21 protein-coding genes are annotated in these 25,380 nt (G+C 62.2%); 7 read left to right on the forward strand and 14 right to left on the reverse strand.

Features of this window, described 5'->3' with window-relative positions:
• Nucleotides 1-2: 2 nt before the first annotated feature.
• The 6 genes from ACQ4W7_RS23680 to ACQ4W7_RS23705 form a co-directional block, all read right to left on the reverse strand.
• Nucleotides 3-599, reverse strand: coding sequence for a PqiC family protein (locus ACQ4W7_RS23680; protein WP_436533700.1), 597 nt, complete (start codon nucleotides 597-599; stop codon nucleotides 3-5).
• Nucleotides 596-2,227, reverse strand: coding sequence for a PqiB family protein (locus ACQ4W7_RS23685; RefSeq protein WP_436533702.1), 1,632 nt, complete (start codon nucleotides 2,225-2,227; stop codon nucleotides 596-598). Before ACQ4W7_RS23685 ends, ACQ4W7_RS23680 begins: the two co-directional genes overlap by 4 nt.
• Nucleotides 2,220-3,590: a paraquat-inducible protein A gene (locus ACQ4W7_RS23690; RefSeq protein ID WP_426074333.1), complete on the reverse strand. Its 1,371-nt coding sequence runs from the start codon at nucleotides 3,588-3,590 to the stop codon at nucleotides 2,220-2,222. Before ACQ4W7_RS23690 ends, ACQ4W7_RS23685 begins: the two co-directional genes overlap by 8 nt.
• Before the next feature lie 53 nt (nucleotides 3,591-3,643).
• Nucleotides 3,644-4,999, reverse strand: a complete 1,356-nt coding sequence (locus tag ACQ4W7_RS23695; RefSeq protein WP_426074235.1) for an amidase — start codon at nucleotides 4,997-4,999, stop codon at nucleotides 3,644-3,646.
• 63 nt (nucleotides 5,000-5,062) lie between these two features.
• Nucleotides 5,063-6,295: a M20/M25/M40 family metallo-hydrolase gene (locus ACQ4W7_RS23700; protein ID WP_436533704.1), complete on the reverse strand. Its 1,233-nt coding sequence runs from the start codon at nucleotides 6,293-6,295 to the stop codon at nucleotides 5,063-5,065.
• Nucleotides 6,292-7,524 (reverse strand): urate hydroxylase PuuD, encoded by a 1,233-nt coding sequence (locus tag ACQ4W7_RS23705; protein WP_436533706.1) that lies wholly within the window; start codon nucleotides 7,522-7,524, stop codon nucleotides 6,292-6,294. Before ACQ4W7_RS23705 ends, ACQ4W7_RS23700 begins: the two co-directional genes overlap by 4 nt.
• 131 nt (nucleotides 7,525-7,655) lie before the next feature.
• Between ACQ4W7_RS23705 and ACQ4W7_RS23710 the strand changes: the two genes are divergently transcribed.
• Complete coding sequence (locus ACQ4W7_RS23710) at nucleotides 7,656-8,594, forward strand: LysR family transcriptional regulator (RefSeq protein WP_034754583.1); 939 nt, start codon at nucleotides 7,656-7,658, stop codon at nucleotides 8,592-8,594.
• Nucleotides 8,595-8,667: 73 nt separating this feature from the next.
• A complete protein-coding gene (locus ACQ4W7_RS23715) occupies nucleotides 8,668-10,422 on the forward strand; it encodes an allantoate amidohydrolase (RefSeq protein ID WP_436533708.1) in 1,755 nt (584 codons plus the stop codon).
• Between the two features lie 22 nt (nucleotides 10,423-10,444).
• On the opposite strand, the gene ACQ4W7_RS23720 is transcribed toward ACQ4W7_RS23715, so the two are convergent.
• The 7 genes from ACQ4W7_RS23720 to aptA all read right to left on the reverse strand — a co-directional run bounded on the left by ACQ4W7_RS23720 (nucleotide 10,445) and on the right by aptA (nucleotide 20,260).
• A complete protein-coding gene (locus ACQ4W7_RS23720; protein ID WP_436533710.1) occupies nucleotides 10,445-11,692 on the reverse strand; it encodes a Zn-dependent hydrolase in 1,248 nt (415 codons plus the stop codon).
• A 15-nt stretch (nucleotides 11,693-11,707) separates the two neighbouring features.
• Nucleotides 11,708-13,099 carry a dihydropyrimidinase gene (gene hydA / locus ACQ4W7_RS23725; RefSeq protein WP_436533712.1) on the reverse strand — a complete coding sequence of 464 codons (1,392 nt, stop codon included), beginning with the start codon at nucleotides 13,097-13,099 and terminating at the stop codon, nucleotides 11,708-11,710.
• A gap of 21 nt (nucleotides 13,100-13,120) precedes the next feature.
• Nucleotides 13,121-14,605 carry an NCS1 family nucleobase:cation symporter-1 gene (locus ACQ4W7_RS23730; RefSeq protein ID WP_426074229.1) on the reverse strand — a complete coding sequence of 495 codons (1,485 nt, stop codon included), beginning with the start codon at nucleotides 14,603-14,605 and terminating at the stop codon, nucleotides 13,121-13,123.
• Nucleotides 14,606-14,739: 134 nt separating this feature from the next.
• Nucleotides 14,740-16,020, reverse strand: coding sequence for an NAD-dependent dihydropyrimidine dehydrogenase subunit PreA (gene preA / locus ACQ4W7_RS23735; protein WP_436533715.1), 1,281 nt, complete (start codon nucleotides 16,018-16,020; stop codon nucleotides 14,740-14,742).
• On the reverse strand, nucleotides 16,020-17,387 hold the full coding sequence (locus ACQ4W7_RS23740; protein WP_436533717.1) for an NAD(P)-dependent oxidoreductase: 1,368 nt from the start codon (nucleotides 17,385-17,387) through the stop codon (nucleotides 16,020-16,022). Before ACQ4W7_RS23740 ends, preA begins: the two co-directional genes overlap by 1 nt.
• A 45-nt stretch (nucleotides 17,388-17,432) precedes the next feature.
• Entirely contained in the window at nucleotides 17,433-18,935 is a 1,503-nt protein-coding gene (locus ACQ4W7_RS23745) for a CoA-acylating methylmalonate-semialdehyde dehydrogenase (RefSeq protein ID WP_436533719.1), read from the reverse strand.
• Nucleotides 18,936-18,943: 8 nt separating this feature from the next.
• Nucleotides 18,944-20,260 carry an omega-aminotransferase AptA gene (gene aptA, locus ACQ4W7_RS23750; protein ID WP_436533721.1) on the reverse strand — a complete coding sequence of 439 codons (1,317 nt, stop codon included), beginning with the start codon at nucleotides 20,258-20,260 and terminating at the stop codon, nucleotides 18,944-18,946.
• A 199-nt stretch (nucleotides 20,261-20,459) separates the two neighbouring features.
• On the opposite strand from aptA, the gene ACQ4W7_RS23755 reads away from it, so the two are divergent.
• Nucleotides 20,460-21,929, forward strand: coding sequence for an aminotransferase-like domain-containing protein (locus ACQ4W7_RS23755; RefSeq protein WP_436533723.1), 1,470 nt, complete (start codon nucleotides 20,460-20,462; stop codon nucleotides 21,927-21,929).
• Nucleotides 21,930-21,939: 10 nt separating this feature from the next.
• On the forward strand, nucleotides 21,940-22,623 hold the full coding sequence (locus ACQ4W7_RS23760) for a TetR/AcrR family transcriptional regulator (protein ID WP_436533725.1): 684 nt from the start codon (nucleotides 21,940-21,942) through the stop codon (nucleotides 22,621-22,623).
• 28 nt (nucleotides 22,624-22,651) lie between these two features.
• On the opposite strand, the gene ACQ4W7_RS23765 is transcribed toward ACQ4W7_RS23760, so the two are convergent.
• Entirely contained in the window at nucleotides 22,652-23,596 is a 945-nt protein-coding gene (locus ACQ4W7_RS23765; protein WP_436533727.1) for a choice-of-anchor A family protein, read from the reverse strand.
• Between the two features lie 301 nt (nucleotides 23,597-23,897).
• Between ACQ4W7_RS23765 and ACQ4W7_RS23770 the strand changes: the two genes are divergently transcribed.
• From ACQ4W7_RS23770 to ACQ4W7_RS23780, 3 genes are all read left to right on the forward strand, one after another.
• Nucleotides 23,898-24,380 (forward strand): hypothetical protein, encoded by a 483-nt coding sequence (locus ACQ4W7_RS23770; protein WP_436533729.1) that lies wholly within the window; start codon nucleotides 23,898-23,900, stop codon nucleotides 24,378-24,380.
• A gap of 137 nt (nucleotides 24,381-24,517) precedes the next feature.
• Nucleotides 24,518-24,787, forward strand: a complete 270-nt coding sequence (locus ACQ4W7_RS23775; RefSeq protein WP_426074220.1) for a hypothetical protein — start codon at nucleotides 24,518-24,520, stop codon at nucleotides 24,785-24,787.
• Between the two features lie 160 nt (nucleotides 24,788-24,947).
• On the forward strand, nucleotides 24,948-25,370 hold the full coding sequence (locus ACQ4W7_RS23780) for a VOC family protein (RefSeq protein ID WP_426074219.1): 423 nt from the start codon (nucleotides 24,948-24,950) through the stop codon (nucleotides 25,368-25,370).
• The last annotated feature ends 10 nt before the right edge of the window (nucleotides 25,371-25,380 follow it).

Raw genomic sequence — 25,380 nt, forward strand, 5'->3', positions numbered from 1 at the left:
GCTCAGGCGGCCGGGCAGGCGGCGTTACCGCTGTCAAAAGCACGCACTACGCTCGCCGCATCGGCGGCGATGCGGTTCACGGCGCGGCGGTGGCCCAGCACCAGTTCATCGTAGCCTGCGCCCACCTTTTCATTGGCTATCGTGCGGCAAGTGACCACCTTGTTGCTGGCCAGCTGACGCACGCTCCACACGGCATCGATCAGCGCATACTGGCCCATCACGGACTCGAAGCGCTGCACATTGGTGCTGATGCGGTACACGGGCAGGTTCTCGGGGTGCGGCGTGCGGAACACATCGATGGCGCCCAGGTCGTTCGTCACGGCCGTCGACAGGGCCTGGCCGATTTCGCCTGCCAGCGGTCCCGCCCAGCGCTGCTGCTCCAGCAATTCGATGCGTCCCGATGGCGCCGTCACGACGAACTGGTTGCGGCTCACCTGTTGCGGCACGCTGACGGCCAGCACCTCGACATAGTATTTGACGGGTTTGGCCGGCTGCGCGTCGGCACCGCCGCTGAGCGTATAGAAATGCTCGGACTGGGGAGTGGAGCAGGCGCCGAGCAGGCTGGCCACCATCAGTAGCGCAAAAATTGGTTTCCTCATTTTTTTTCATCTCCTTTTTTACCGCGGATCAGGGACTCGGGATGACGTTCCAGATAATCCGACAGCGCGTTCAGCGATTGCAGGGTTTGCGTCAGCTGCTGCAATGCCTGGCGCACGTCAGACTGCAGCGGCGAATCCTTTTGCAGCACCTGTTCGGCCGTGCCGAAGGTCTGTTTCGCCGCCGTCAAGGTATCGCGCATTTCCGGCACCACCTGGCCATCGAGCTGCTTGAACAGGGTATTGGCCTGCTTGATGGTGGCGTTCAAATTGTTGCCGATCTCCGCGTACGGCACCTGATCGAGCTTGCGGGCGATGCTGGCAATCTGCGTCTGCAGTTCATCCAGAGTATTCGGCACGGTGGGCACTTCCAGCGGATAGCTGTTCAAGTCCAGCGCCACCTTCGGCGCTTTCGGGAAGAAGTCCAACGCGATATACAGCTGGCTGGTGAGCAGGTTGCCCGTGCGCAGCTGGGCACGCAAACCGCGGCTGACCATGCGTTCGATCAGCTGGTGGCCGGCCGATCCTTCCGCATCGTCGACGGCCGCCTTGAAGCGCATGCCCAGGCGGGCCGGGTACAGATTGACGGTGACCGGCATGCGGAAGTTCTTTTTCACAGGGTCGAATTCGATACCCACCGAGCGCACTTCACCCAGTACGATGCCGCGGAAGTCCACCGTGGCGCCGGGCTGCAAGCCACGCAGGGACTGGTCGAAATAGAATACGGTGGTAATGGCTTCACCATCGGGCTCGCGCATGGCACTGGCCTCGTCGGCCGCCAGACGGAAATTGGTATCGGCCGGCGCCGGTTCTTCGGGCTTGCGGCCATTTTCCGCCTCGAAGGCGATGCCACCCACCAGCATGGCGGCCAAGGACTGCGTATTCAATTTGAAACCGTTGGAGTCGAGGCGCACGTCGACGCCACTGGCATGCCACCAGCGCGCGTTCTTGCCGACGAACTGGTCGTACGGCGCATTCACGAAGACCGACAGGGTGATGCCATTGCCATCCTTGTCCAGCGCGAAGCTGACCACCTTGCCCACGCGCAGGCGGTGGAAGAACAGGGGCGAACCCACGTCGACAGAGCCGAGGCTGTCCGCATGCAGGGTGTACAGCTTGCCCTTCTGGTCGCCGGCCACGGCGGGCTGATTTTCCAGGCCGACGAAGTTGTCCTTCTTCTGCTCAGACTTGCCCGTGTCGACGCCGATGTAGGCGCCCGACAGCAAGGTGCCCAGGCCCGTCACGCCGCTGGCGCCGATCTGCGGGCGCACCACCCAGAAGCGCGAATCGGCCGTGGCGAAGCGCCGCGCTTCCTTGCTCATGTCGATCGTCACCAGCACCTTGCTCAAGTCGTCGCCGAGGGTAATGCCGCGCACCTGGCCGATATCGACATCTTTGTACTTGACCTTGGTCTTGCCCGGCTCCAGGCCTTCGGCGCTCTTGAAGCTGACCGTTACCGTGGGGCCCTGGTCAAGGATGGACTTGGCGGCCAGGCCGGCGCCGATCAGCGCAGCCAGCAACGGAATGAGCCATACCAGCGACGGCAGCCAGCGGCTGCCCTGTTCCACATCGGGTTCCGTCAATGGCCGGCCACCCGTTTCGGCAAGGTCGCCTGCTTCTTTGTCAGACATGCTGTTCTCCATTCACTGTATTGTTTCCGGTATTTGTCACCACCACGGGTTCTTCCTCGCCAGGCACCTGCCCGTCGACGGGGTCCCAGATCAGGCGCGGGTCGAACTGCATCGCCGCCAGCATGGTCAGCACCACCACGGCGCCAAAAGCCAACGCGCCGGGACCTGCCGTGATCACGGCCAGCGACTTGAAACGCACCAGCGCCACCGTCAGGGTAACGACAAAGATGTCGAGCATGGACCAGCGGCCGATGAATTCCACCATGCGGTACAAGATGGTACGCTGGCGCGGCCGCCAACGCGAACGCCGCTGCGCCGTGAACGCCAGCAGCGCCAGTACGCCCAGCTTGAGCATGGGCACAACCACGCTGGCGATGAAAATGATGATAGCCAGGCCCTTCGAGCCGCTGGTCCAGAACAGCACCACGCCGCTCATGATGGTGTCGTTCTGCGCGCCAAACAGGGAATACGTGACCATCACGGGCAGCAGGTTGGCGGGAATGTAGAGGATCATGGCAGCGATCAGCAAGGCCCAGGTGCGGTTGATGCTATCTGGTTTACGCACATGCAGGGCCGTGCCGCAGCGCACGCACGCCAAGTGCTTGCCCTTGCCCAGAGGCGGCGCCACCAGGCCGCAGGCATGGCAAGGCACCACCTTCGCGCCGGGCGCGAAGGCCTTGTAGCGGATGCCGGGCAGCGCTTGCCGCGTCAGGTCATCGCCCAGGTTCCACAAGGCCTTGGGGTCGAACGAGACGACGATGGCCAGCAACAAGGTCAAGGCGCCAAACGCGAACAAGCCAGGTTGCGGCAGCACCGTGGCCAGGCTGGTCATCTTCACGACGGTGATCAGGATGCCGATCATCAGCACTTCCGTCATGCCCCATTCGCGCGCCGTCTGCACGGCGCGCAGCACGCGGTTGAAGCCGGGCACCTTGACGCCGCCGCGCAGACCCAGCGCCACATACAGCAGAGAGCCCAGTTCGATGGCCGGGAAGAGAATGGTAAACAGGAACACCATGGTCGCCACCACCTGCATCTGCTCGGACCACAGCACGCGAATAGAGCCGAGCAAGGTGGCGCTGGAGGTCAGGCCATTGACGTCAAGTTCGACGATGGGAAAAAACTGGGCGATCAGGAAAACCAGGGCGGCGCCCAGGGTGAGCGCCACCACCTTATCCAGTCCTGCGGAGGCGCCCCGGCTCGATACGGCCCGGTACAGCACCGAGCGGCAACGGATGCAGCGCGCCTTCTCGCGCGGACGCAGCGGACGTTTGCGGTATAGCACGCCACAGTCATGACAGCTAATCAGGTCGTATCGGTGCACAGTGTGAAGTTTGCCGGCGCACGAAGCGCGACTATCCATGTCAATGCCAGTCATCATGACAGAGTTGGCATTTTCCTGCACCTCAGCACTATTTATTCTTGTGCGTCTAACAATATCTCGACCGCCCGGCCAATTTGCAGCACTCTTTCATCCGCGCCCGCCAGGCCGCAGATACCCAGTCCCACGGGCAGTTCACCGTCGGCATGGCAAGGCAGCGACAGCGCGCAGCCGTCGAGGAAGTTGATCACGCTGGCGTTGCGCAGCACCAGGCCATTCGTGGCAAAAAAAGTGGCGTCGTCCACTTCCAGCGGCGCGACTTCCGGCGCTAGAATAGCCACGCTGGGCATCAGCCAGGCATCGAATGGCGCCAGGCGCTGCTCTGCGATGGCGATCAGGCGCGCGCGCGCATCGAGCAAATCAATGTAATCAGCTGCGCCCTGCTGCTGGCCGCGGCGAATGCGCGCCGCCACGCGCTGGTCGTACTGCGCGCCTTTCTCTTCGAGCAACAGCCTGTGCCAGTGCCAGGCTTCCGCAGCCACCAGGCCACCGCCGCCATTGATCGTCGGCAGCTCCAGCAACTCGGGGAAATCGAACTGTTCTACCTGCGCACCGGCCGCGCGCAATTTGTCCAGCGCGCGCTCGAAAGCCTGCTGCACTTGCTGCTCCAGGTGCGTGCCGACGTAATCGATGGTAAAGCCGAAGCGCAAGCCTTTCAGGGCTGGCGCGCCATCGGGGATAGCGTGGCCGGACAAGGCCGCATACAGGATGGCGCAGCAATCGACGCTGTGGGCAATGGGCCCGGCCGAGTCGAGAGAGCGCGACAAAGGCACCGTGCCCGCCAACGACACGGAAGCCGCCGTCGGCTTGAACCCGGTCAGGCCGCAAAAGGCGGACGGGATGCGGATCGAGCCGCCCGTGTCCGTGCCCAGCGCGCCGGCCGCCATCGCCAAAGCCACCGTCACGGCGCCGCCAGAAGTAGAGCCACCCGCCACGCGTGCGCGGTCGTACGGATTGCGCGGCGTGCCGTAGTGGGGATTCAAGCCCAGGCCGGAAAACGCGAATTCACTCATGTTGGTGCGGCCCAACAGGATGGCGCCGGCCGCGCGCAGGCGCGCCACGGCGCCCGCATCGGCATCGGCGGGCGGCGCATCGGCCAGCGCCAGCGAGGCGGCGCTACTGACCTGCCCCCTGACGTCGAACAAGTCCTTGACCGAGATGGGCACGCCGGCCAGGGACGAGGCAACGATGCCCGCCGCGCGCGCAGCGTCGCTGGCACGCGCTTCCATCAGCGCCTGTTCGCCATCAAGACTGACATAGGCATGGCCACCTTGCGCCCGGTGCGCCTCGGCGCGCGCCAGCATGCGCTGCGTCAGTTCCACGCTGGTGATGCAGCCGGCGGCCAGGTCGGCCGCCAGTTCCCTTATCGTCCTCTTGCCAGTCAAATCCATGCTGCCTCCTCGATTTTCCAGGCATGCATCTTACCGGATGCAAGCGGCATAGTCGCCGCCTTGTCAAGCAGCCAGGAAGTCGAGCAATGTCAAGGCGACGATCTTGCTGGCCTTGCGCAAATCGTCCAGCGCCAGGCGTTCATCGGCCTTCTTTGCATTCGATTCAGGCACCGTGCGCGGACCGGCGCCATACAGCACGGCAGGAATGCCCCGTTCGCCATACAGGCGCGCATCCGCATACAGGGGCGTGCCGACGGCGGGTATCATCTCGCCGAGGATGACTTGCGCATTCTTTTGCAGGCTGCCGACCAGCTGCTCAGAACCGGGCAAGGGCCGCAGCGCATGCGACAGCAGCAGGCGGCGAATCTCGATGCGGATGCCTGGCTCGCCGCGCACGGCGTCTTCGATCAGCGCGCGCACCTGCGCTTCCACCGCCACCGGATCTTCTTCCGGAATCATGCGGCGGTCCATCTTCATGACCACCTTGCCTGGCACCACATTGGTATTCGTGCCGCCGTCGATGCGCCCCACCAGCATGGTCGGCGAGTCGATACCCGCCACTTTGGATTTGATCTTTTTCAGCTCCGGCAACTGGCCATAGATGGCGTTGAGGATCTTGTTGGCTGCCTGCAGGGCGTCATGCCCCGTTTCCGGCATGGAGCCGTGGCCCGACTTGCCGTGCACAGTGATTTCCAGCTGCAGACAGGCGTTGTGCGCGGTGACGATGCCGTAGCTGAAACCGGCGGCGATGACGAAATCGGGCTTCGTCAGTTGCTGCTCCAGCAGCCAGCCCGGCCCCAGCAAGCCGCCGAATTCCTCGTCGTAGGTAAAATGCAGTTCCAACTGGCCTTTCAAGAAAATGCCCAGCGCTTCAAGCGCGCGCGCGGCGAACACATAGGTGGCGAAATCGCCTTTTGAGACAGCCGTCGCGCGGCCATACATATATCCGCCGTCGATCTGGCCGCCATACGGCGGATACGTCCAGTTGTCGCCAGGCGGCACCACGTCGCCATGCGCATTCAGGGCCACCGTCGGCCCGCCCGCCGCATACGGCCGGCGCACGATCAGGTTGGTGATGCTCTGCATGCCGTACGCCACCACCTGGTCCGCTGGCACGGCATGCTTTTCCGCCTGCCAGCCATACGCCTGCAGCAACTGCGCCACCAATTCCGCATGGGGCGCGTTATTGCCGGGCGGCGTATCCGTCGGCTGCTGCACCACTTTCTGTAAAAATGCGACTTCTTCGTCGAAGTGTTCGTCGATCCAGGCCGTGATTCGTTCCGCGTGCGTTGTCATTTTGCTCCTTGCATGGTCTGTTGCAGCCAGGCGCCCAGTTCACTGCGCTCGGCGTCGGTCATGTTGGTCAGGTTCCCGATCGGCATGGCTTTGAGCTCGATGGCCTGCTTGTAGATTTGCGCCGCGTGCTGGCGAATCTCCGTTTCATTATCCAGCATCATGCCGGCCGGCGCCGTGGCGAAACCGGGCTGCGTGGGCCGGAGCGAATGGCAGGTGGCGCAGCGCTGGGCGATGATGGCATGCACGCCCTTGAACTGCGCTGCCGGGTCCACCGCCGGTACGGCCGCCACGGCCACGGGCGCTTTCGGCGCGATGGCCACGGCCACGCCCAACAGCAGGGCCACGCCGATGGCCGGATAGCGCCACTCGACCCGGCCCTTGTGGCGCAGGTTGAAGAAGTGGCGAATGAACACGCCGGCCGCCATGATCAGCGCCAGCACCAGCCAGGCGTGATCGTTGCGGTAGGTCATCGCATAGTGGTTGCTGATCATGATGAACAGTACCGGCAAGGTAAAGTAATTGTTATGCACGCTGCGCTGCTTGGCTTTCAAGCCGTGCTTGGGGTCGGGCAGCTTGCCGGCCGCCATGGCTTCGACCATCTTGCGCTGGCCGGGAATGATCAGCATCAGCACATTGGCCACCATGATGGTGCCGATCATGGCACCCACGTGGATGTAGGCGGCGCGCCCGCTGAGCAAATGCGTGAGCACGTACGCGGCACCGACGATCAACGCGAACACCGTCACGCCGAACCACAATTCATGTTTGGCCAGCGGGGAACGGCACAGCAGGTCGTACACGGTCCAGCCGATGACGAGCGTGGCAATGCCGATGCCGACGGCCTGGCCGCTGGAGATATCGGCCACGGCTTTGTCTATCATCATGGCCTGCGCATTGAAGTAGTAGGCAATCGTCAGCAGCGCGAAACCGGACAGCCAGGTCGAATACGCTTCCCACTTGAACCAGTGCAGTTCCTTCGGCAGTTCGGCGGGCGCCACCAGGTATTTTTGCGGGTTGTAGAAGCCGCCGCCATGCACGGCCCACAATTCTCCCGAGACGCCCTTCTTTGCCAGCTCGGAGCCGGGCGCGGGCGGGCGGATCGAGTTGTCGAGCCAGACGAAATAAAAGGAAGCACCGATCCAGGCGATGCCCGTGATGACGTGCAGCCAGCGGACGATCAGGTTCAGCCACTCCAGGCCGTACGGAATCAGGTAGGCAAATACTTCCATAAATTTCCTCTAGTCAGACCGAACCCATATTCGTGCCAATCTACACAAGATAAACGGATTTACCGCCCATCACATGAAAAATATCGTATATTTGACATATTCAAATCGATATACAACCGAGCCGCCGCCACATGTCCAGCCTGCCGCAACACCTCGACCTGCACCTGATCCGCATTCTCTACCTGCTGCTGGTGGAAAAGAATGTCTCGCGCGTGGCGCTCAAACTCAATCAGCCGCAACCCTCGATCTCCGCCTCCTTGCGCAAGCTGCGCGAACTGACGGGCGACCCGCTGCTGGTGCGCGGCGCGCGCGGCATGGTGCCCACCCAACATGGCGAAAGCCTGCTCAATCCGGCCAAGCGCATCCTCGACCAGACGGAGAGCCTGTTCGTCAAGAAGACGCCATTCGTGGCGCAGGAAGAGGCGCGCACCTTCCATATCGCCGCGCCCGACTACCTGGACAGCCAGTTCCTGCCCAACGTGGTGGCCCTGCTGCGCCGCGGTTCACCGAAAAGCCGCGTGGTGCTGCATAGCCTGGGGCCGGGCATCGACCATATCCGCCAACTCTCCGATGGAGGCCTGGACCTGGTCATCGCCAACTGGGACGAGCCGCCCGCCCATCTGCATATCTCGAAACTGTTTGAAGACCCCATCATCTGCGCCATGCATGCGGAAAACGCCTATGCGCGGCGTACGGCCAGCGATGCCATGACCCTCGACGATTATTTGAGCCTGCCCCACGTGGCGCCGTCGCAGATGATGCCTGGCTACCACGGCGTGATCGATTCCTTCCTCGAACGGCAAAACCTGCAGCGCAACGTGGTGGTCGAATCAGCGTACTTCGGCCTGATCCCCTACATGCTGACGCAGACCGATCTGGTGCTCACCACGGGACGGCAATTCATGCGCTTCTATGAAAAAACCCTGCCGCTGAAAACGTATACCGTGCCCTTGAAATTCCCACCCATGCGTTTTTACCAGTTGTGGCACCAGCGCGTGCACCAGGCACCCGAGCACAAATGGCTGCGCGACCAGGTCAGCGCGGCGGCCAAGGCGCTGGTGCAGCGATAGCAGCTATCAGCACGCGCATATAATGGAGACAGGAACGGGGCGCTATCATCACCGCTTGCATGATCGGAAAACCATGACCACCCTTTCAGACCTGAACGCCGGCAGCCAGGCCGATTTTATCGCGCACCTGCACGGCATTTACGAACATTCGCCCTGGATCGCCCAGCGCGCGGCCCCCGCCCGGCCATTCGCCAGCCTGACGGTACTCAAGACGGAATTGCAGCGCGTGCTGGCGCAAGCCTCGCCCGAAGAGCAGCTGGGGCTGATACGCGCCCACCCGGAGCTGGCCGGCAAGGCCGCCATCGCGGGCCAGCTGACGGCGGAATCGACGCGCGAGCAGGCCAAGTCCGGCTTGAACCTGTGCAGTCCTGATGAATTTGCCACGCTGCAGCGCCTCAACAGCGAGTACAACGCCAAATTCGGCTTTCCCTTCATCCTGGCCGTCAAGGGTCCGACGGGCGAAGGCTTGACGCGCCAGGACATCATCGCCACGTTTGCGCGGCGCCTGAAAAACCGTCACGCCGATGAGCTGGCCGAATCGCTGCGGCAAATCAAGCGCATCGCCGAGCTGCGCCTGAACGACCTGTTCGACGTGCGCCTGGACTTCGGCCCGGCCATCATGCAGCACGCGGAAACCCTGGCCGGCTGGAGCGACAGCGACTACAACCTGACCTGCGCCTACCTGACGCCGGCGCACCGGAAAACGGCAGCGCAGCTGGCCGACTGGATGCGGGACGCGGGCATGCAGGTACAGATCGACGCCGTCGGCAATGTCGTCGGACGCTATCTGTCCGACGCGCCAGGTGCAAAAACCCTGATGACGGGATCGCATTACGACACGGTGCGCAACGGCGGCAAATACGATGGCCGGCTGGGCATCGTGCTGCCGATCGCCGTCGTGCGCCACCTGCACGAACGAGGCGAAAAACTGCCCTTCCACGTCGAGATCGTCGGCTTTGCCGAGGAAGAAGGCGTGCGCTTCAAGAGCACCTTCCTGGGCAGCACGGCCGTGACGGGCAAGTTCGACGTGGCGCTGCTGGAACAGCTTGATGCGGACGGTGTGAGCATGCGCGAGGCGCTGGCCGCCGCAGGTCACGAGGCGAGCGCCATCGGCGCCATCGCGCGCGATCCGGCCGACTTGCTTGGCTATGTGGAAGTGCATATCGAACAGGGGCCCGTGCTGCTGGAGCGCGACCTTCCACTGGGCATCGTTACGGCGATTGCCGGCAGCTCGCGCTACCTGGTGACTCTTGGCGGCGTGGCCAGCCACGCAGGCACCACACCCATGACCATGCGCAAAGATGCCGCCAGCGCGGCCGCCGAAATCATCCTGCTGGTGGAACAGCGCTGCAACCAGGGCGTAGCGCTGGTAGGTACCGTAGGCCAGCTGCAAGTGCCCAACGGCTCCGTCAACGTGATCGCCGGCGCTTGCACCCTGTCGCTCGATATCCGCGCCGCCAGCGATGCTGTACGCCAGGCGGCCGTCGACGATATTCTCGATGGCATCGCCGCCATCTGCGCGCGGCGCCAAATCGACTATCAGCTGGAGCTGCTGCTGTCGGCACGTGCCGCGCCGTGCGCGCCATGGCTAATGGCGCAGCTGGCGCAGGCAGTGGAATCCGTCGGCATCGCACCGTATGCGCTGCTATCGGGCGCCGGCCACGACGCCATGGCCATGGCCGCCATCACCGACGTGGCCATGCTGTTTACGCGATGCGGCAACGGCGGCATCAGCCACAACCCGCTGGAAACCATGACTGCGGACGACGCCGACATCGCGGCGCAGGCGCTGCTGGCCTTCCTGCGCAACTTCCAACCCAAACCCTAGGTGGGGGACGTGGGCCGGTGACCTACACCGCCACGGCCCGCTCCAGCATCGCGTGCAACAGCACGTTGCAACCCGCTGCCAGGTGCTCGGGCTTGGCGTCCTCGATTTCATTGTGGCTGATGCCATCCTTGCACGGCACGAAGATCATGCCGGCCGGCGCCAATCTGGCCGCGTAGATGGCGTCGTGACCGGCGCCGGAGACTACGTCCATCACGGAGTAACCGAGTTTGGCCGTGGCATTGCGCACGGCACCCACGCAGTCGGGGTGGAACGGGCATGGCGGGTAATAGGAAACCCGTTCAAGAGATATATCCAGTCCCGTGCCGGTGCGCGTGGCGTCGATGAAGGCCGTGATCTCGCCATGCATGGTATTGAGCAGTTCATCGTTCACATTGCGCAGGTCGATGCTGAATTTGACTTCCCCGGGGATCACGTTGCGGCTGTTCGGGAACACCTGCACCATGCCCACTGTGCCGCGGCCATATGGCGGATAGCGCTTGGCAATGGCGACGACTTCCTGCATGATCGTGGTGGCCACCTGCAGCGCGTCCTTGCGCAGCCCCATGGGCGTGGGTCCCGCATGCGCCTCCATGCCCGTAACGACGCAGTCGTACCACGACAACCCCATCACGGCCGGCACCACGCCGATGACCTTGTCGGCATCTTCCAGCACGGGCCCCTGCTCGATATGCGTTTCAAAGTAGGCGCCGATGGGATGCTCGCCCGGCACCTGGTCGCCCTTGTATCCGATGCGCGCCAGTTCCTCGCCTACCGTCTTCCCTTCCATGTCCCTGGCCGCATACGCGGTTTCGAGCGAGAAGGCGCCGCAAAATACGCCGGAACCCATCATCACGGGCACGAAGCGCGAGCCTTCCTCGTTGGTCCAGAACGCCACCTCGATGGGCGCTTGCGTCTTGATCTGCAAATCGTTCAGGGTACGCACCACTTCCAGGCCGGCCAGCACGCCATAATTGCCATCGAACTTGCCGCCCGTGGGTTGCGTATCGATATGGCTGCCCGTCATCACGGGCGGCAGGGTATTGTCGGTGCCGTCGCGGCGCATGAAAACATTGCCGATCTGGTCGATGGTGATGCTCATGCCCGCCTCGCGGCCCCAGCGCACCACCAGGTCTCGCCCCTGCTTGTCCAGGTCCGTCAGGGCCAGGCGCTTGACGCCGCCTTTCACTGTCGCGCCGATCTGCGCCAGCTCCATCAGGGCCGCCCACAATCGTTCGCCATTGATGCGTAAATCATCCCGTAGATCATCCATTGTTGTCTCCTGACTTCATGCTGTGGTGGCGGAAAACGCCGGGCGCTCGATATAGCGCCCCGCGCCCTCGACGGCCGTCAGCTCGCCCTGGTGGAACACCACCTTGCCGGCGGCAATCGTGGTGCTGGGGATGCCGCGCACGGTGCGCCCTTCGAAGACATTGAAGCCCCCTTTGGCGAACTGCGTGGCGGCGGAAATGGTGCGCGTGCCTTGCGGGTCCCACAGCACGATGTCGGCATCGCTGCCCAAGGCGATGACGCCCTTGCGTGGATACATATTGAATATCTGCGCCGCATTGGTGGAGCTAACCTTGACGAATTCGGAGGGCGTGAGCATGCCGGAATTGATGCCAGCATCCCACACCACGGCCATGCGTTCCTCGACGCCGCCACAGCCGTTCGGGATACGCGTGAAGTCGTCCTTGCCAGCCGCCTTCTGTTCGGCGCAAAAGGTACAGTGGTCGGTGGCGGTCGTGTGCAGGTTGCCGCTCTGCAGGCCATGCCACAAGGCCGCTTGATGGTGCTTGCCACGGAACGGCGGGCTCATGACGTGGCCCGCCACGTAATCGAAATCATCGCTCTGGTAGACGCTATCGTCGATCACCAGATGGCCCGCCAGCGCTTCGCCATACACGCGCTGGCCATTCGCGCGCGCCCGCGTGATGGCGTCGAGCGACTCAGCGCACGAGACGTGCACGATGTACACGGGCGTATTGAGGACATTGGCGATGGCAATGGCGCGGTTGGCCGCCTCGGCCTCCACGGCGGGCGGGCGGGACAAGGGATGCGCCTGCGGTCCGGTGATGCCCTTTCTCAGCAAGGCTTGCTGCAATTGAAAAACCAGTTCGCCGTTTTCCGCATGCACGGTGGGCAGCGCCCCCAGTTCCAGCGACCGGCTGAAGCTTTTCACCAGCGTTTCATCGTCGGCCATGATGGCGTTCTTATAGGCCATGAAGTGCTTGAAGCTGTTCACGCCATGTTCGCGCACGAGGATGCCCATCTCTTCATATACCTGCTCGCTCCACCAGGTAATCGCCACGTGGAAGGTGTAGTCGCCGGCCGCCTTGGCCGACCACTCGCGCCACTGGTGATACGCCTCTATCAGGGACTGCTTGGGTGCCGGAATGACGAAATCCATAATGGTGGTGGTGCCGCCCGCCAATCCCGCTGCCGTGCCCGTGAAAAAATCGTCCGATGTCACGGTACCCATGAAGGGCAGATTCATATGCGTGTGGGTGTCTATCCCGCCCGGCATCACGTACAGGCCGCCCGCGTCGATCACGGTGGCACCAAAGGGAACAGCGAGATTCTCGCCGACGGCGGCGATCGTGTCGCCCTCGATCAGCACATCGGCGCGAAAGGCGCGGTCGGCGTTGACGACAGTACCGCCACGTATCAGTGTAGTCATCTTGTCTCCTTCTCGAAAAGATCAGGACTGCGGCGCCCGCTGCACGTGCGCCACGGCCTTGCCCTTCATCATGACGCCGTAGACGACTGCGGCGATGGCCACGCCCACGAACCAGGCGTAGGTGTAAATGGTTTTAAAGCCTTCGGCCACATCGGGAAACGCCGTGGGAAAGGCTGCATTCAGGAAGCCCGGGATATTCGGCAGCACGGCGATGACAAAGGCAATCAAGGCTGCCATATTCCAGCCATTGCCATACGAGTAGATGCCATCGTCGCGGTACAGCTGCCGGACGTCGAGCTGCGTCTTGCGCACAAAGTAGTAGTCGACGATCAAGATGCCGGCGATGGGGCCCAGCAGGGCCGAATAGCCGATCAGCCACGTGAAGATATAGCCCTGCGTCGATTCGAGCACCTTCCACGGCATCATGACGATGGCGATGAAGGCCGTGATATAGCCACCCATCTTGTACGAAATCTGCTTCGGTGCCAGTGAGGAAAAGTCATAGGCCGGGCCCACCAGATTGGCCGCCAGATTGACGCTGACCGTGTCGATCAGCAGGATGATCAGGGCGATCAGCACGGCGGCGCCCGTCATGCGGCTGGCCAGGTCCACGGGGTCCCAGATAGCCTTGCCGTACATGACCACGGAGCCTGCCGTGACGATCACGGCCAGCATGGCCAGCAATCCCATGGGCACAGGCAAACCGATGGACTGGCCGATCACCTGGTCGCGCTGCGTCTTGGCGAAGCGCGTGAAGTCGGGGATGTTCAGCGCCAGCGTTGCCCAGAAGCCCACCATGGCGGTGAGCGACGGCCAGAAGACGCTCCAGAACTGGCCCGCCTTTTTACCGCCGGGGATGAATTGCGATGGCTGGTCCAGCAGGCTGGCCACGCCGCCGGCCTTGCTGTGCACCCAGTACAGCAGCACGAAGCAGATGAGGATTTTCAGCGGCGCCGTGTACGTTTCCAGCTTGCGGATCGACTCCATGCCATGCAGGATGTAGTAGAACTGGATGGCCCAGAAAGCCAGGAAGCACAGCAACTGGCTGCCGTTGATGCCCAGGCCTGCGATCTTTTCGCCGCCCAGCTCATGGCCCACCAGCACGCCCATCAGGGTGTAGATCATCTGCCCGCCAAACCAGGTCTGGATACCGTACCAGCCGCAGGCGACGATGGCGCGCATCAGGGCCGGCAAGCGCGCGCCCATGGTGCCGAACGAGGCGCGCGCCAGTACGGCATACGGGATGCCGTACTTGGTGCCCGCATGGCCGATCAAGAGCATGGGCAAGAGCACGATGGCGTTGGCGAGAAATACCGTGAGCACGGCCTGGTAACCGGACATGCCGCTGTCGATCAGGCTGGCCGACAGGGTGTAGGCGGGAATGCACATCACCATGCCGACCCACAGCGCGGCGAAGTGATACCAGCGCCAGGTGCGCTGCGCCGCCGTGGTGGGCGCCAGGTCTTCATTCCAGAGTTGCGTGTTGCCTGAATAGTCTTGGTTCACAGGTATGCTCCATCGGTTGGGAGGGGATCGGTTTTATAGAAACGGCTCGACTTTTAAGTCAATCTAGCTTACCGCAAAGGCCAGCCGCTGTTTATAAAATAAACACACGCAAGATATATGCCTTGATGCGTGCCCTACACCGTCTCTACCAACGCATGCGGGTTGCGCGGATCCTGCGTCCAGTTCATGTACGGTTTGTCCGTGACCTGCGGCACCATCGTGATGCAGCCCTGCACCGGACAGGTGATCTCGCACAGGTTGCAGCCCACGCATTCCTCCTTGATCACCTCATACGTGCGCGTGCCGGCAGCGTCGATCAGTTGCGCAATCGACTGGTGCGACGTGTCTTCGCAAGCCACATAGCACTTGCCGCACTTGATGCAGTCGTCCTGGTTGATCTGCGCGATGACCTGATAATTCATGTCCAGGTATTTCCAGTCCGTCGTGTTGGCCACGGCCTTGCCGGAAAAGTCGCTGATGCGTTCGTAGCCCTTCTCGTCCATCCAGCGCGACAAGCCATCCTTCATCTCTTCGACGATGCGAAAACCATGCAACATGGCCGCCGTGCAGACCTGCACGCAGCCGGCGCCCAGAGCGAGGAATTCGGCGGCGTCGCGCCAGTTGCCGATGCCACCGATGCCGGAAATGGGCAAGCCACGCGTCTGCGGATCGCGGGCGATTTCCGCCACCATGTTCAGCGCGATCGGTTTGACGGCCGCACCGCAATAGCCGCCGTGCGTGCTGGCGCCGCCCACGATGGGCAAGGCCACCATGCGGTCCAGGTCCAGTGAGGTAATCGAGTTGATGGTGTTGATCAGCGAGACGGCGTCCGCACCGCCCGCCTTGGCCGCGCGCGCCGGCATGCGCACGTCCGTGATGTTGGGCGTGAGCTTGACGATGACGGGTAATTTGCTGTGCTTTTTGCACCAGGCGGTCACCATTTGTACATACTCGGGCACCTGGCCCACGGCCGCGCCCATGCCCCGCTCCGGCATGCCGTGCGGGCAACCGAAATTGAGTTCGATGCCGTCCGCCCCCGTCGCCTCGACCTTGGGCAGGATGTCGGCCCAATAGTGTTCTTCGCAGGGCAGCATCAGCGAGACGATCATGGCGCGGTCCGGCCAGTCCTTTTTCACCTGCGTGATTTCGCGCAGATTGATTTCCAGAGAACGGTCGGTAATGAGTTCGATGTTATTGAAACCGACCACTTCGCGGTTCTTGCCATACAGGGCCGAGTAGCGCGACGAGACGTTGACGGCGGCCGGGTCTTCACCCAGGGTTTTCCACACCACGCCGCCCCACCCCGCTTCGAAGGCGCGTACCACGTTATAGGCCTTGTCGGTCGGCGGTGCGGACGCCAGCCAGAAAGGATTCGGCGCCTTGATGCCGAAAAATTCGATGCTGAGATCAGCCATTATGCAGCCTCCACTTTGGAAAGAAGATCGTGATGGATGGCCAGTGCGGCCAGCTTGCCATGCTGGACAGCTTGCACCGTCAAGTCCTGCCCCGGCACCACGCAGTCGCCGCCCGCGTAGATGCCCGGCAGCACCGTGCGAAAGCCCGTGTCGACGGCGATCTTGTCGCCCTCACGTTTCAGCAATGAAGCCATGGGATCGCGCAGCACTTGCGCATCGAGGCTCTGGCCGATGGCCTTGAAAATGGCATCGGCCGCCACGTCGAACGTTTCGTCCCTCCCCGCCAGGCGCGTGCCCTGCATCCGCGTTTTCTCGAAACGCATGCCCGCCACATGGCCAGCCGCGTCGAGCAGCACCTGCTGCGGCTGGGCCCACGTCAGCATGCGCACCTGGTTGGCCTTGGCGATATCCTGTTCGTGGTGGGTGGCCGTCATGGCGTCGAAACCGCGTCGGTACACGAGGGTGACTTCCTCCGCGCCCAAACGGCCAATCTGCACGGCCATGTCGATGGCCGTATTGCCGGCGCCAATCACAATCGCCCGCTTCGGCACGGGCAGCGCGGCCAGGTCGTCCGCCTGGCGCAGCGCACTGATATAGTCGACGGCGGCCAGCAAGCCCGGTGCATCCTCGCCCGTCAGGCCCAGCTTGCGGCTGGCACCCAGGCCCAGGCCCAGGAAGACGGCATCGTACTGCGCGTGCAGGTCGCGCAGCTGCAGGTTCGTGCCCAACGCCTGGCGACATCGGATCTCGATGCCGCCTATCTGCAGCAGGAAGTCGATTTCCTTTTGCGCAAAATCTTCCGTGAGCTTGTACTTGGCGATGCCGTATTCATTCAAGCCGCCCGCCTTATCTTCCTTTTCAAAGATCACCACGTCGTGCCCCAGCATGGCCAGACGGTGCGCGCAGGACAGTCCCGCCGGTCCCGCGCCGACGATGGCTATCGTCTTGCCCGTGGCGGCCGCCCGCTGGAACGGGTGCTGCGCGAAATGCATGTGGTCGACAGCGTAGCGCTGCAGCAGGCCAATCTTGACGGGCTGGCCTTCCGCGTCGTGGTTGCGCACGCAGACGTCTTCACACAGGATTTCCGTGGGGCAGACGCGGGCGCAGCTGCCGCCCAGGATGTTCTGCTTCAGGATGCCGGCGGCGGCGCCGTTGATGTTCTTGTCGTGGATATTGCGGATGAAGCTGGCAACGTCGATTTCCGACGGACAGATACGACTGCACGGCGCGTCGTAGCAATACAGGCAGCGGGCGCTTTCGATGGCCGCCTGGCGCGCCGTCAGGGGCGGCGCCAGGTCCGTGAAATGACCCGCCAATTCCTCGTTGGGCAGGGCGGGATGCGGCAAATACTTCAAGGACTCGATCATCGCGTTTTCCTTCTTTGAGCCTGCGGTGGATTTAGTGTATAACCGTCACTTCATCTGGGGAAAAGCAAATTCCACACCAGCGCTTGCCGTGTTCGGCCAGCGCTGCATCACGGCCTTGTGGCGCGTGTAGAAACGCACGCCTTCGGGTCCATACGCGTGGTGATCGCCGAACATGCTGCGCTTCCAGCCGCCAAAGCTGTTGAAGGCCATCGGCACGGGCAAGGGGATATTGACGCCCACCATGCCGACCTGGATCTGGCGCACGAATTCGCGCGCCACGCCGCCGTCGCGCGTGTAGATGGCCACGCCGTTGCCATACTCGTTGGCGTTGATCAGCTCCACCGCATGCACCACATCAGGACAGCGCAGCACGCACAGCACGGGGCCGAAAATCTCTTCCTTGTAGATGCTCATCTCGCGGGTCACATGGTCGAACAAGGTACCGCCGACAAAGAAGCCCTTCTCGCGGCCCGGCACCACATGGTTGCGGCCATCGACCACTAAAGTCGCGCCCTGCTCCACGCCCGAGGCGATGAGTTTTTCGATGCGCTGCTTGGCTGCCAGCGACACGACCGGCCCCATTTCCGCACCATCAGCCATGCCGTCGCGCACTTTCAGTGCAGCCGTGCGCGTTGCCAGTGCATCGATCAACTTGTCGCCCGCGTCGCCCACGGCCACCACCACCGAGATGGCCATGCAGCGTTCGCCCGCCGAACCGTAGGCCGCGCCGATCAACGCGTCGACCGTCATCTCCATGTCAGCATCGGGCATCACCACCATGTGATTCTTCGCGCCACCCAGGGCTTGCACGCGCTTGCCGCTGGCGCTGCCGCGCGCATAGATATATTCGGCGATCGGCGTCGAACCGACAAAGCTGATCGCCTGCACCACCGGGTGGTCGAGCAAGGCGTCGACCGTGACCTTGTCGCCCTGCACCACGTTGAAGACGCCGTCGGGCAAACCCGATTCTTTCAGCAATGTCGCGTGCAACAGGGAGGCCGACGGATCGCGCTCGGACGGTTTCAGGACGAAGGTATTGCCGCAGGCGATGGCGACGGGGAACATCCACATCGGCACCATCACAGGGAAGTTGAATGGCGTGATGCCGGCCACCACACCCAGCGCCTGGCGCATGGACCAGGCGTCGATGCCGCGCGAAATCTGGTCCGTAAATTCGCCCTTTAACAATTGCGGAATACCGACGGCAAATTCCACCATCTCGATGCCGCGCGCCACCTCGCCCTGCGCATCGGCAAAAGTCTTGCCATGCTCGCGCGTGAGCATGGCGGCAAATTCGTCCGTGTGCTGTTGACACAGCTGCAGGTAACGGAACAGGACACGGGCGCGGCTCAACGGCGGCGTGGCCGACCATGCGGGAAAGGCGGCGGCGGCCGCCTGCACGGCAGCGTCCACGTCTTCCACGGTGCCGAGTGCGACCCGGGCGACCGGTACGCCCAGTGCCGGGTTATACACGTCGCCATAGCGTCCGCTGGTGGTGTCGACCTTGGCGCCGTTGATGAAGTGGGTGATGGTGTCGAGAGTGTTCATGGTGTTCCTTAGTCGAGATTTCTTAATACCTTGGCCAGCTTGCCAAACAGCTCATCGACATGCTGTTTTTCCAGCACCAGCGGCGGCGACAGGGCGATGATGTCACCCGTAGTGCGTATCAGCACGCCGTCAGCGAAGGCCTGCTTGAAGGCGTTGAAAGCGCGCGCGCCGGGTTTACCGGCGATGGGGGCAAGCTCGATGCCAGCGATCAGGCCGATGCTGCGCAAGTCGATCACGTGCGGCAGTCCCTTGAGCGAATGCACGGCGTCGCTCCAATACGCCTGCATCGCTTTAGCGTGGCCCAGGATGTCCTGTTCCTCGAACACTTGCAGGGTCGCCAGCGAGGCGGCGCAGGCAAGAGGGTGGCCGGAATACGTGTAACCGTGGAACAGTTCGATGCCGGCTGGCGCGTCCATGAAGGCATCATGGATGTACTGTTTGCTGAACACGGCGCCCATCGGCACCATACCGTTGGTCAAGCCCTTGGCCGTCGTCATCAGATCAGGCTCGACGTCAAAATAGTCGGCTGCAAATGGCGTCGTCATGCGGCCGAAACCCGTGATGACTTCATCGAAGATGAGTAGGATGCCATGCTTGGTGCACAGCTCGCGCAAGCGTTTCAAATAGCCTTTCGGCGGAATCAGCACGCCAGTGGAACCGGCCACCGGTTCGACGATGACGGCGGCAATCGTCGAGGCGTCGTGCAGCGCGACGATGCGTTCCAGTTCATCGGCCAGGTGCGTGCCGTATTCGGGCTCTCCCACCGTGTAGGCGTTCTTGTCCAGGTTGTGCGTGTGCGGCAGGTGGTCCACGCCCGGCAGCAAGGGGCCAAAGGCCTTGCGGTTGCCGCCGATGCCGCCCACGGAAATGCCGCCGAAGCCCACGCCGTGATAACCGCGCTCGCGCCCGATCAGGCGGGTACGTGCGCCCTCTCCGCGCGCCCGGTGGTAGGCCAGCGCGATCTTCAACGCCGTATCGACGGCTTCGGAACCGGAGTTCGTATAAAACACGTGGCCAAATTTATGCCCCGTATAGTCCATCAGTTTTTCCGCCAGGTCGAAGGCGGCCGGATGACCCATCTGAAAGGTGGGAGCGAAGTCCAGCTGGCCCACCATGTCGCGGATGGCGCCGACGATTTTCGGCTGCGCATGGCCGCACGGCACGCACCACAGGCCGGCCGTGCCATCGAGGATAGCGTTGCCATCGACGTCCTTGTAGTACATGCCTTCGGCCGAGACCAGCAGGCGCGGATTAGCCTTGAAATCGCGGTTATTCGTAAACGGCATCCAGAATGCCGACATCGATTCCGGCCTTGTTTCGTTCATGACCTTCTCCTTGGGATGGGCTGCCGCAGCGCCAAGATCGTTTTTGACGAAGCGTAAAATAATTTACCAGTTGGCAAAAAGCTGATGTAATAATAGACAGGCCATCCCCAATGGCACAGATACACAAACGGCAAAGTATCCCAACCGTACAGGTCGGAAAAACAGTACAGTTTTGTGCAAGGCCGCATAAGGAGCCACCGTGAAGTACAGCGACAGCACAGACGATGCCCCCGAGCAAGCGACCGGCTGGCCCGTGCTGGACATCGACCGCCAGAAAAAGGGTGGCCTCGTCGAGCAGATCGTCATCGCCATCAGCGTCATGGTGGGCAGCCGCGCCCTGCGCATCGGCACGCGGATGCCGTCCGTGCGCCAGTTCGCCAGATGCAATGGCGTATCGACCTTTACCGTCGTCGAATCGTATGACCGCTTGGTCAACCTGGGCCTGTTGTCGTCACGGCGCGGCTCCGGCTATTTCGTCGCGCGCCACGATATCGCCGCCTCGCCGCAAGCGGCCCTCATTGCCAACACCCTTGCCAGCCCCACCGCCATCGACGCCCTCACGCCCGACCTGTATTCGGGCGTCTCGGAAGCGCTGCCAGTGGGTGCGGGCTGGCTGCCACCCGAGATGTATGGCGAAGCGACCGTGCTCGATGCCGTGCGCCAAGCCATGCGCATTCCCGCCAGCCGCCTGCGCGGCTATGGCCATCCGCTGGGCTTTCCCTCGCTGCGCCAGCACCTGGCAACAAGCCTGTCGGAAGAGCTGTTCCAGGTGGCGCCGGACCAGGTCTTGCTGACGCACGGCGCTACGCATGCCTTCGATCTGATCCTGCGCAGCCTGACCAAGCCGGGCGACACGGTGCTGGTGGAGGACCCCGGCTACAGCAATTTGCAGTCGTTGATCCGGCACCACGGCTGCATCCCCGTCGGTATAGCGCGTGGCGAGGCGGGCCTCGATCTCGATACGCTGGCCAGCGAGGCCGCGCGCACCCAGCCCAAACTGATGTTCGTCAACACGGTGCTGCAAAATCCGCTCGGTACCTCGCTCAGCCAGGCGCAAACGCACCGCCTGCTGGCGCTGGCCGAACAATTCGATTTCTGGCTGGTGGAAGACGATATCTACCGCGAACTGGCGGCGCGCGGCGAAGCATCGCTGGCGGCGATGGATGGCTTGCGCCGCGTGATCCGCGTGGGCAGTTTTTCCAAAACCCTGTCGCCGGTGCTGCGCGTGGGGTCGATTTGCGCCTCGCTGTCGCTGGTGGCCGAACTGGTGCGCGTGAAAATGCTGGCGGGACTGACGACGTCGGAAATCAACGAGCGCGCCGTCTACCACGCCATCTGTGCGCGGCCCTACAAGCGCATGGTCGAGCGCCTGGTGGCGCAACTCGATGCGGCCCGGGAACGCAGCATCGACTGCCTGGCGCAGGCAGGCATGGCGCCCGTGGCGCGGCCCCGCGGTGGCATGTTCGTCAGCGCCGGCTGGCCCGACCTGCAAACGCCGGAGTGGAATGGCAAGATCATCGCCGACATGGCTTTGAAGGCCGGCATCCTGCTGTCGCCGAATGAATTTTTCATGCTGCGCGCGCCCGAGACGGTGTGGTTCCGCTTCAACGTGGCCTACACCGATACCCCCGTGCTGCAAGTTTTCCTGCAATCGATACGCCCACGCTAAAGAATCCGCCATGGCCAGCGATAAATCCCCTGCCCTTCCTGTGAAAAATGCCGGCGGCCGGCGCCTGCAAAACCGCGACCGCCTGGAAGCGGACATCCTGGAACAAGCCGTGCGCGTGTTCGCGGAAAGCGGCTATGAGGGCGCCTCGATCGCCACCATCGCCGAGCGGGCTGGCCTGTCGAAGCAAAACCTGATGTATTACTTCCCGTCCAAGCAGCTGCTGTACCAGCGCGTGCTCGACGACGTGCTCGACGACTGGCTGGCGCGCATGGAGTCGCTGGCCAATGAGCACGACGAACCGCGCGATGTGCTGCGCGCCTATATCGGCGCCAAGCTGCGTTTTTCGCGCGAACAGCCATGGGCTTCGCGCGTGTATGCGCTGGAAGTGATCAATGGCGCGCCTCTGTACGGCGCGCAGATACGCGACAGGGTCGTGCCCCTGCTGCGCAAGGATATCGCCGTCTTCGAAGGCTGGATCGCGGCCGGCAGGATCGCGCCCGTCAACGCCACGCACCTGATGTTCGCCATCTGGGCGATGACGCAATCGTATGCCGATTTTTCGGCGCAAATGGCCCTGGTGCTGGAACGCAAGCAGCTCACGCGCAAGGATTACGAGGATGCCGAAATCCTGCTCACGCACATGGTGCAGGCGGCGGTGTCCATGCCGCCAGCAGGCGAAAAAAAACCGCCTTGAAAGGCGGTTTCCTGAACAGCGCGAACGCTTACGCTACCGTCTTGCTTTTGCGGCGGCGCGCCATGCAGCCAACCAGCCCCAGGCCTGCCAACAACATCGCATAGGTTTCCGGTTCCGGCACGGCCGAGACATAACCGGCCACGTTGGTAGCGTTGAAATAATGGTTGGCGTTGACCTGGATGTTAGAGGCCCAGTTACCCACCACCACGTTGCCGTTGATCTGGCCATTGCCACCGGCCAGGGTCGCCAGCGGCGCCAGAATGCTGCCATACAGGCCCACGCCGTTCAAGGTAATGCTTTGTGCTTCATAGAAGTTGTATAACACATTGTATTTGCTGAAATCGCCGTAGCCACCGGACAGCTTCACGTTCGTGCCGCTGATATTGAGGATCAGGGTGTCGTTCGTGTGCAGGTTGCTGAACTTGAAGTTGTTCACAGAGCCCAGCGTCGCGGAAGTCAGGTCGAACACTTGCACATTGCCCGTGCCACCCTTCAGGGTCATGCCACCATAGGCTACCGAGCTGCTGCCCGTGGACGCCACTTTCGCCAGCGAGGTCGAGGTGTTTTTCAGTTGGGCCGAGGTGGAGGCAAACGATACCGGCGACACCGTGGTCTTGGTCGCCTTGTTCAGGCCCACGCTGCTCGTCGTCGTGCTGCCGCCCACAAAGTAGTTGCCGTTCTTGATCGAACCGGAGCTGTAGTTCAGGTTGCCGCCAACGACCAGCGCATAGCCGGTATTACCGTGCTTGACGTAGGCGTCCTTGTTCTTGTCATTGATCGAATAGTTAGACCCCGTCAGATTACCGGCGACCAACACGCCGCCTTCAACATCGCTGCCGGACGCGCTGAAGTTGCTCAGAGAATACAAATTGGCGCCACCGATACCCAGATCGACAACACCGGCTTGCGCGGCGCCGGCAGTGAACACGGTCGACAGAACGAGAAGGAGTGACAATTTAGGCATGTTTGACATTTTATTTCCAGAAAGAAAATTAACTTGACGTCAGAATATCATATACATTGGATTTGAGATGTCGCAAACCAACAAATTTTGTAACAATAATACAAACATAGTTGCACAATGAGAATTATTCTCCTGTCGCTGCCCGAAGAACGCCCAAGCCAGCCGCATTACGCTTAAAACAGACGAGCAAACAGCCGTCTGTTCTGCACTTTCAATATTGCTTAGAAGCATAGCCAACTTGGTGATACGATCGCGGCAGCGCCAGACGAGGCCAGCCCACAGAGTACGAAATCATAAGGATAAAGCACGCATGAAACGATTGTTCCTAGGCGCACTGATGCTGGCATATGCCTGCGGCGCACACGCCGATGTTCTTAACATGATCGACAATCAGCCGCTCAGCGAAACCTGGCTCAACGCAGGCTTTTATTCGTACCACTTTCAGCGCGACAAGAACCTGAACGACAGCAATCCGGGCCTGGGCGCCGAATACCGCTTTTCTACGGTCGCGTCGGTCACGGCCGGGCGCTTCTACAATAGCGATCGCGCCTACTCGAACTACCTGGGCGTGTACTACCAGCCCATCAAAGTAGGCCCGCTGCGCATCGGCGCCGTCGTTGGCGGCTTCAGCGGCTATCCAAAGATGCGCGATGGCGGCTGGTTCCCGGCGCTGGTCCCCACCATCAGCTATGAATACCAGCGCGTAGGCGTGAATATCGCCATCGTGCCTTCCTACAAGGACCGTTTGTATGGCGCCCTCAGCGTCCAGCTGAAACTCAAGGTCTTTGAATAACCGTTTGTCCCAGCCTTTCACCGTTCGCTCCGCCATTCCTGCCATTCGTCGCATACGCGATGTTCGGCGGCAAGGTTTTGCCTATAGTGGACTCATCGCCAGCCTGCATACGGCAGCGGCAACCACAGGAGAACGGCATGAAAGACATCAATTCGGCACCGGGCAGCACTTCCTTCAGCGCTTTCTGGAGCGAACTGTGCGCTTACGCGCGCCAGGGCATGGCCGCCCTGCGCGCCATGTCCTGGCCCATGCTGCTGGGGTGCTGCCTGGGACTGGCGTTCTTGATCACCATCTTGCCACTGGCCATCATGCTGTTTGCCCTCGTCATGCTGCTGAGATGGTCAAGCAACAGCGACGACACGGGCACGGAGACGAAGGCGGCGAACTCTCCTCAGTCAACGCAATAAAAATTTTCGTCGTGGCAAGAGTGCAATGATTGTTCTATGGCACTATGAGTGCGCGCAGCATTGACGGGCATCAAACCCATCTCGATCGATGGGTTTGAGACGGAACGCTACGCAGGATAGACAATCAAAGCTACTCCCCCTCTGCCATAGGAGTTTTCTGATGACCACGACAGCAAAAGCCACAGCAGCTACGACCATTCCCTGCCTGCGCTACCGCGATGCCCCCGCCGCCATCGAATGGCTGTGCACCGCACTCGGTTTTGAAAAACAATTGATCGTGCCTGACGGCAACGGTGGCGTTGCCCATGCGCAACTGAGCTTTGGCAATGGCATGGTCATGGTGGCACCGGCCCTCGACAGCGACTATGGCCGCCTGATGAAGCTGCCTGGCGACATCGGTGGCGCCAACACGCAGAACTGCTACCTGGTCGTCAGCGACGCAGACGCCGTCTACCGCAGCGCGCGCGAGGCCGGCGCCGAGATCGTGCTCGACATCAAGGATGAAGACTACGGCGGACGGGGCTTTACCTGCCGCGACCCGGAAGGCCACATCTGGAGCCTGGGCACCTACGACCCATGGTAAGACGGAGAAC

This window comes from Janthinobacterium algoris (assembly GCF_051380935.1).
Lineage (GTDB): Bacteria > Pseudomonadota > Gammaproteobacteria > Burkholderiales > Burkholderiaceae_D > Janthinobacterium.

What these genes read in the sequence shown, in the direction of transcription:
- ACQ4W7_RS23760 (WP_436533725.1), top strand. Translation starts at nt 21,940, where the DNA reads ATGGCCAGCGATAAATCCCCTGCCCTTCCTGTGAAAAATGCCGGCGGC.
- ACQ4W7_RS23775 (WP_426074220.1), top strand. Translation starts at nt 24,518, where the DNA reads ATGAAAGACATCAATTCGGCACCGGGCAGCACTTCCTTCAGCGCTTTC.
- hydA (WP_436533712.1), bottom strand. Translation starts at nt 13,099, where the DNA reads ATGACTACACTGATACGTGGCGGTACTGTCGTCAACGCCGACCGCGCC.
- ACQ4W7_RS23715 (WP_436533708.1), top strand. Translation starts at nt 8,668, where the DNA reads ATGACCACCCTTTCAGACCTGAACGCCGGCAGCCAGGCCGATTTTATC.
- aptA (WP_436533721.1), bottom strand. Translation starts at nt 20,260, where the DNA reads ATGAACGAAACAAGGCCGGAATCGATGTCGGCATTCTGGATGCCGTTT.
- ACQ4W7_RS23740 (WP_436533717.1), bottom strand. Translation starts at nt 17,387, where the DNA reads ATGATCGAGTCCTTGAAGTATTTGCCGCATCCCGCCCTGCCCAACGAG.
- ACQ4W7_RS23695 (WP_426074235.1), bottom strand. Translation starts at nt 4,999, where the DNA reads ATGGATTTGACTGGCAAGAGGACGATAAGGGAACTGGCGGCCGACCTG.
- ACQ4W7_RS23705 (WP_436533706.1), bottom strand. Translation starts at nt 7,524, where the DNA reads ATGGAAGTATTTGCCTACCTGATTCCGTACGGCCTGGAGTGGCTGAAC.
- ACQ4W7_RS23780 (WP_426074219.1), top strand. Translation starts at nt 24,948, where the DNA reads ATGACCACGACAGCAAAAGCCACAGCAGCTACGACCATTCCCTGCCTG.
- ACQ4W7_RS23720 (WP_436533710.1), bottom strand. Translation starts at nt 11,692, where the DNA reads ATGGATGATCTACGGGATGATTTACGCATCAATGGCGAACGATTGTGG.
- ACQ4W7_RS23770 (WP_436533729.1), top strand. Translation starts at nt 23,898, where the DNA reads ATGAAACGATTGTTCCTAGGCGCACTGATGCTGGCATATGCCTGCGGC.
- ACQ4W7_RS23690 (WP_426074333.1), bottom strand. Translation starts at nt 3,590, where the DNA reads ATGGATAGTCGCGCTTCGTGCGCCGGCAAACTTCACACTGTGCACCGA.
- ACQ4W7_RS23700 (WP_436533704.1), bottom strand. Translation starts at nt 6,295, where the DNA reads ATGACAACGCACGCGGAACGAATCACGGCCTGGATCGACGAACACTTC.
- ACQ4W7_RS23685 (WP_436533702.1), bottom strand. Translation starts at nt 2,227, where the DNA reads ATGTCTGACAAAGAAGCAGGCGACCTTGCCGAAACGGGTGGCCGGCCA.
- ACQ4W7_RS23680 (WP_436533700.1), bottom strand. Translation starts at nt 599, where the DNA reads ATGAGGAAACCAATTTTTGCGCTACTGATGGTGGCCAGCCTGCTCGGC.
- preA (WP_436533715.1), bottom strand. Translation starts at nt 16,020, where the DNA reads ATGGCTGATCTCAGCATCGAATTTTTCGGCATCAAGGCGCCGAATCCT.
- ACQ4W7_RS23710 (WP_034754583.1), top strand. Translation starts at nt 7,656, where the DNA reads ATGTCCAGCCTGCCGCAACACCTCGACCTGCACCTGATCCGCATTCTC.
- ACQ4W7_RS23745 (WP_436533719.1), bottom strand. Translation starts at nt 18,935, where the DNA reads ATGAACACTCTCGACACCATCACCCACTTCATCAACGGCGCCAAGGTC.
- ACQ4W7_RS23765 (WP_436533727.1), bottom strand. Translation starts at nt 23,596, where the DNA reads ATGTCAAACATGCCTAAATTGTCACTCCTTCTCGTTCTGTCGACCGTG.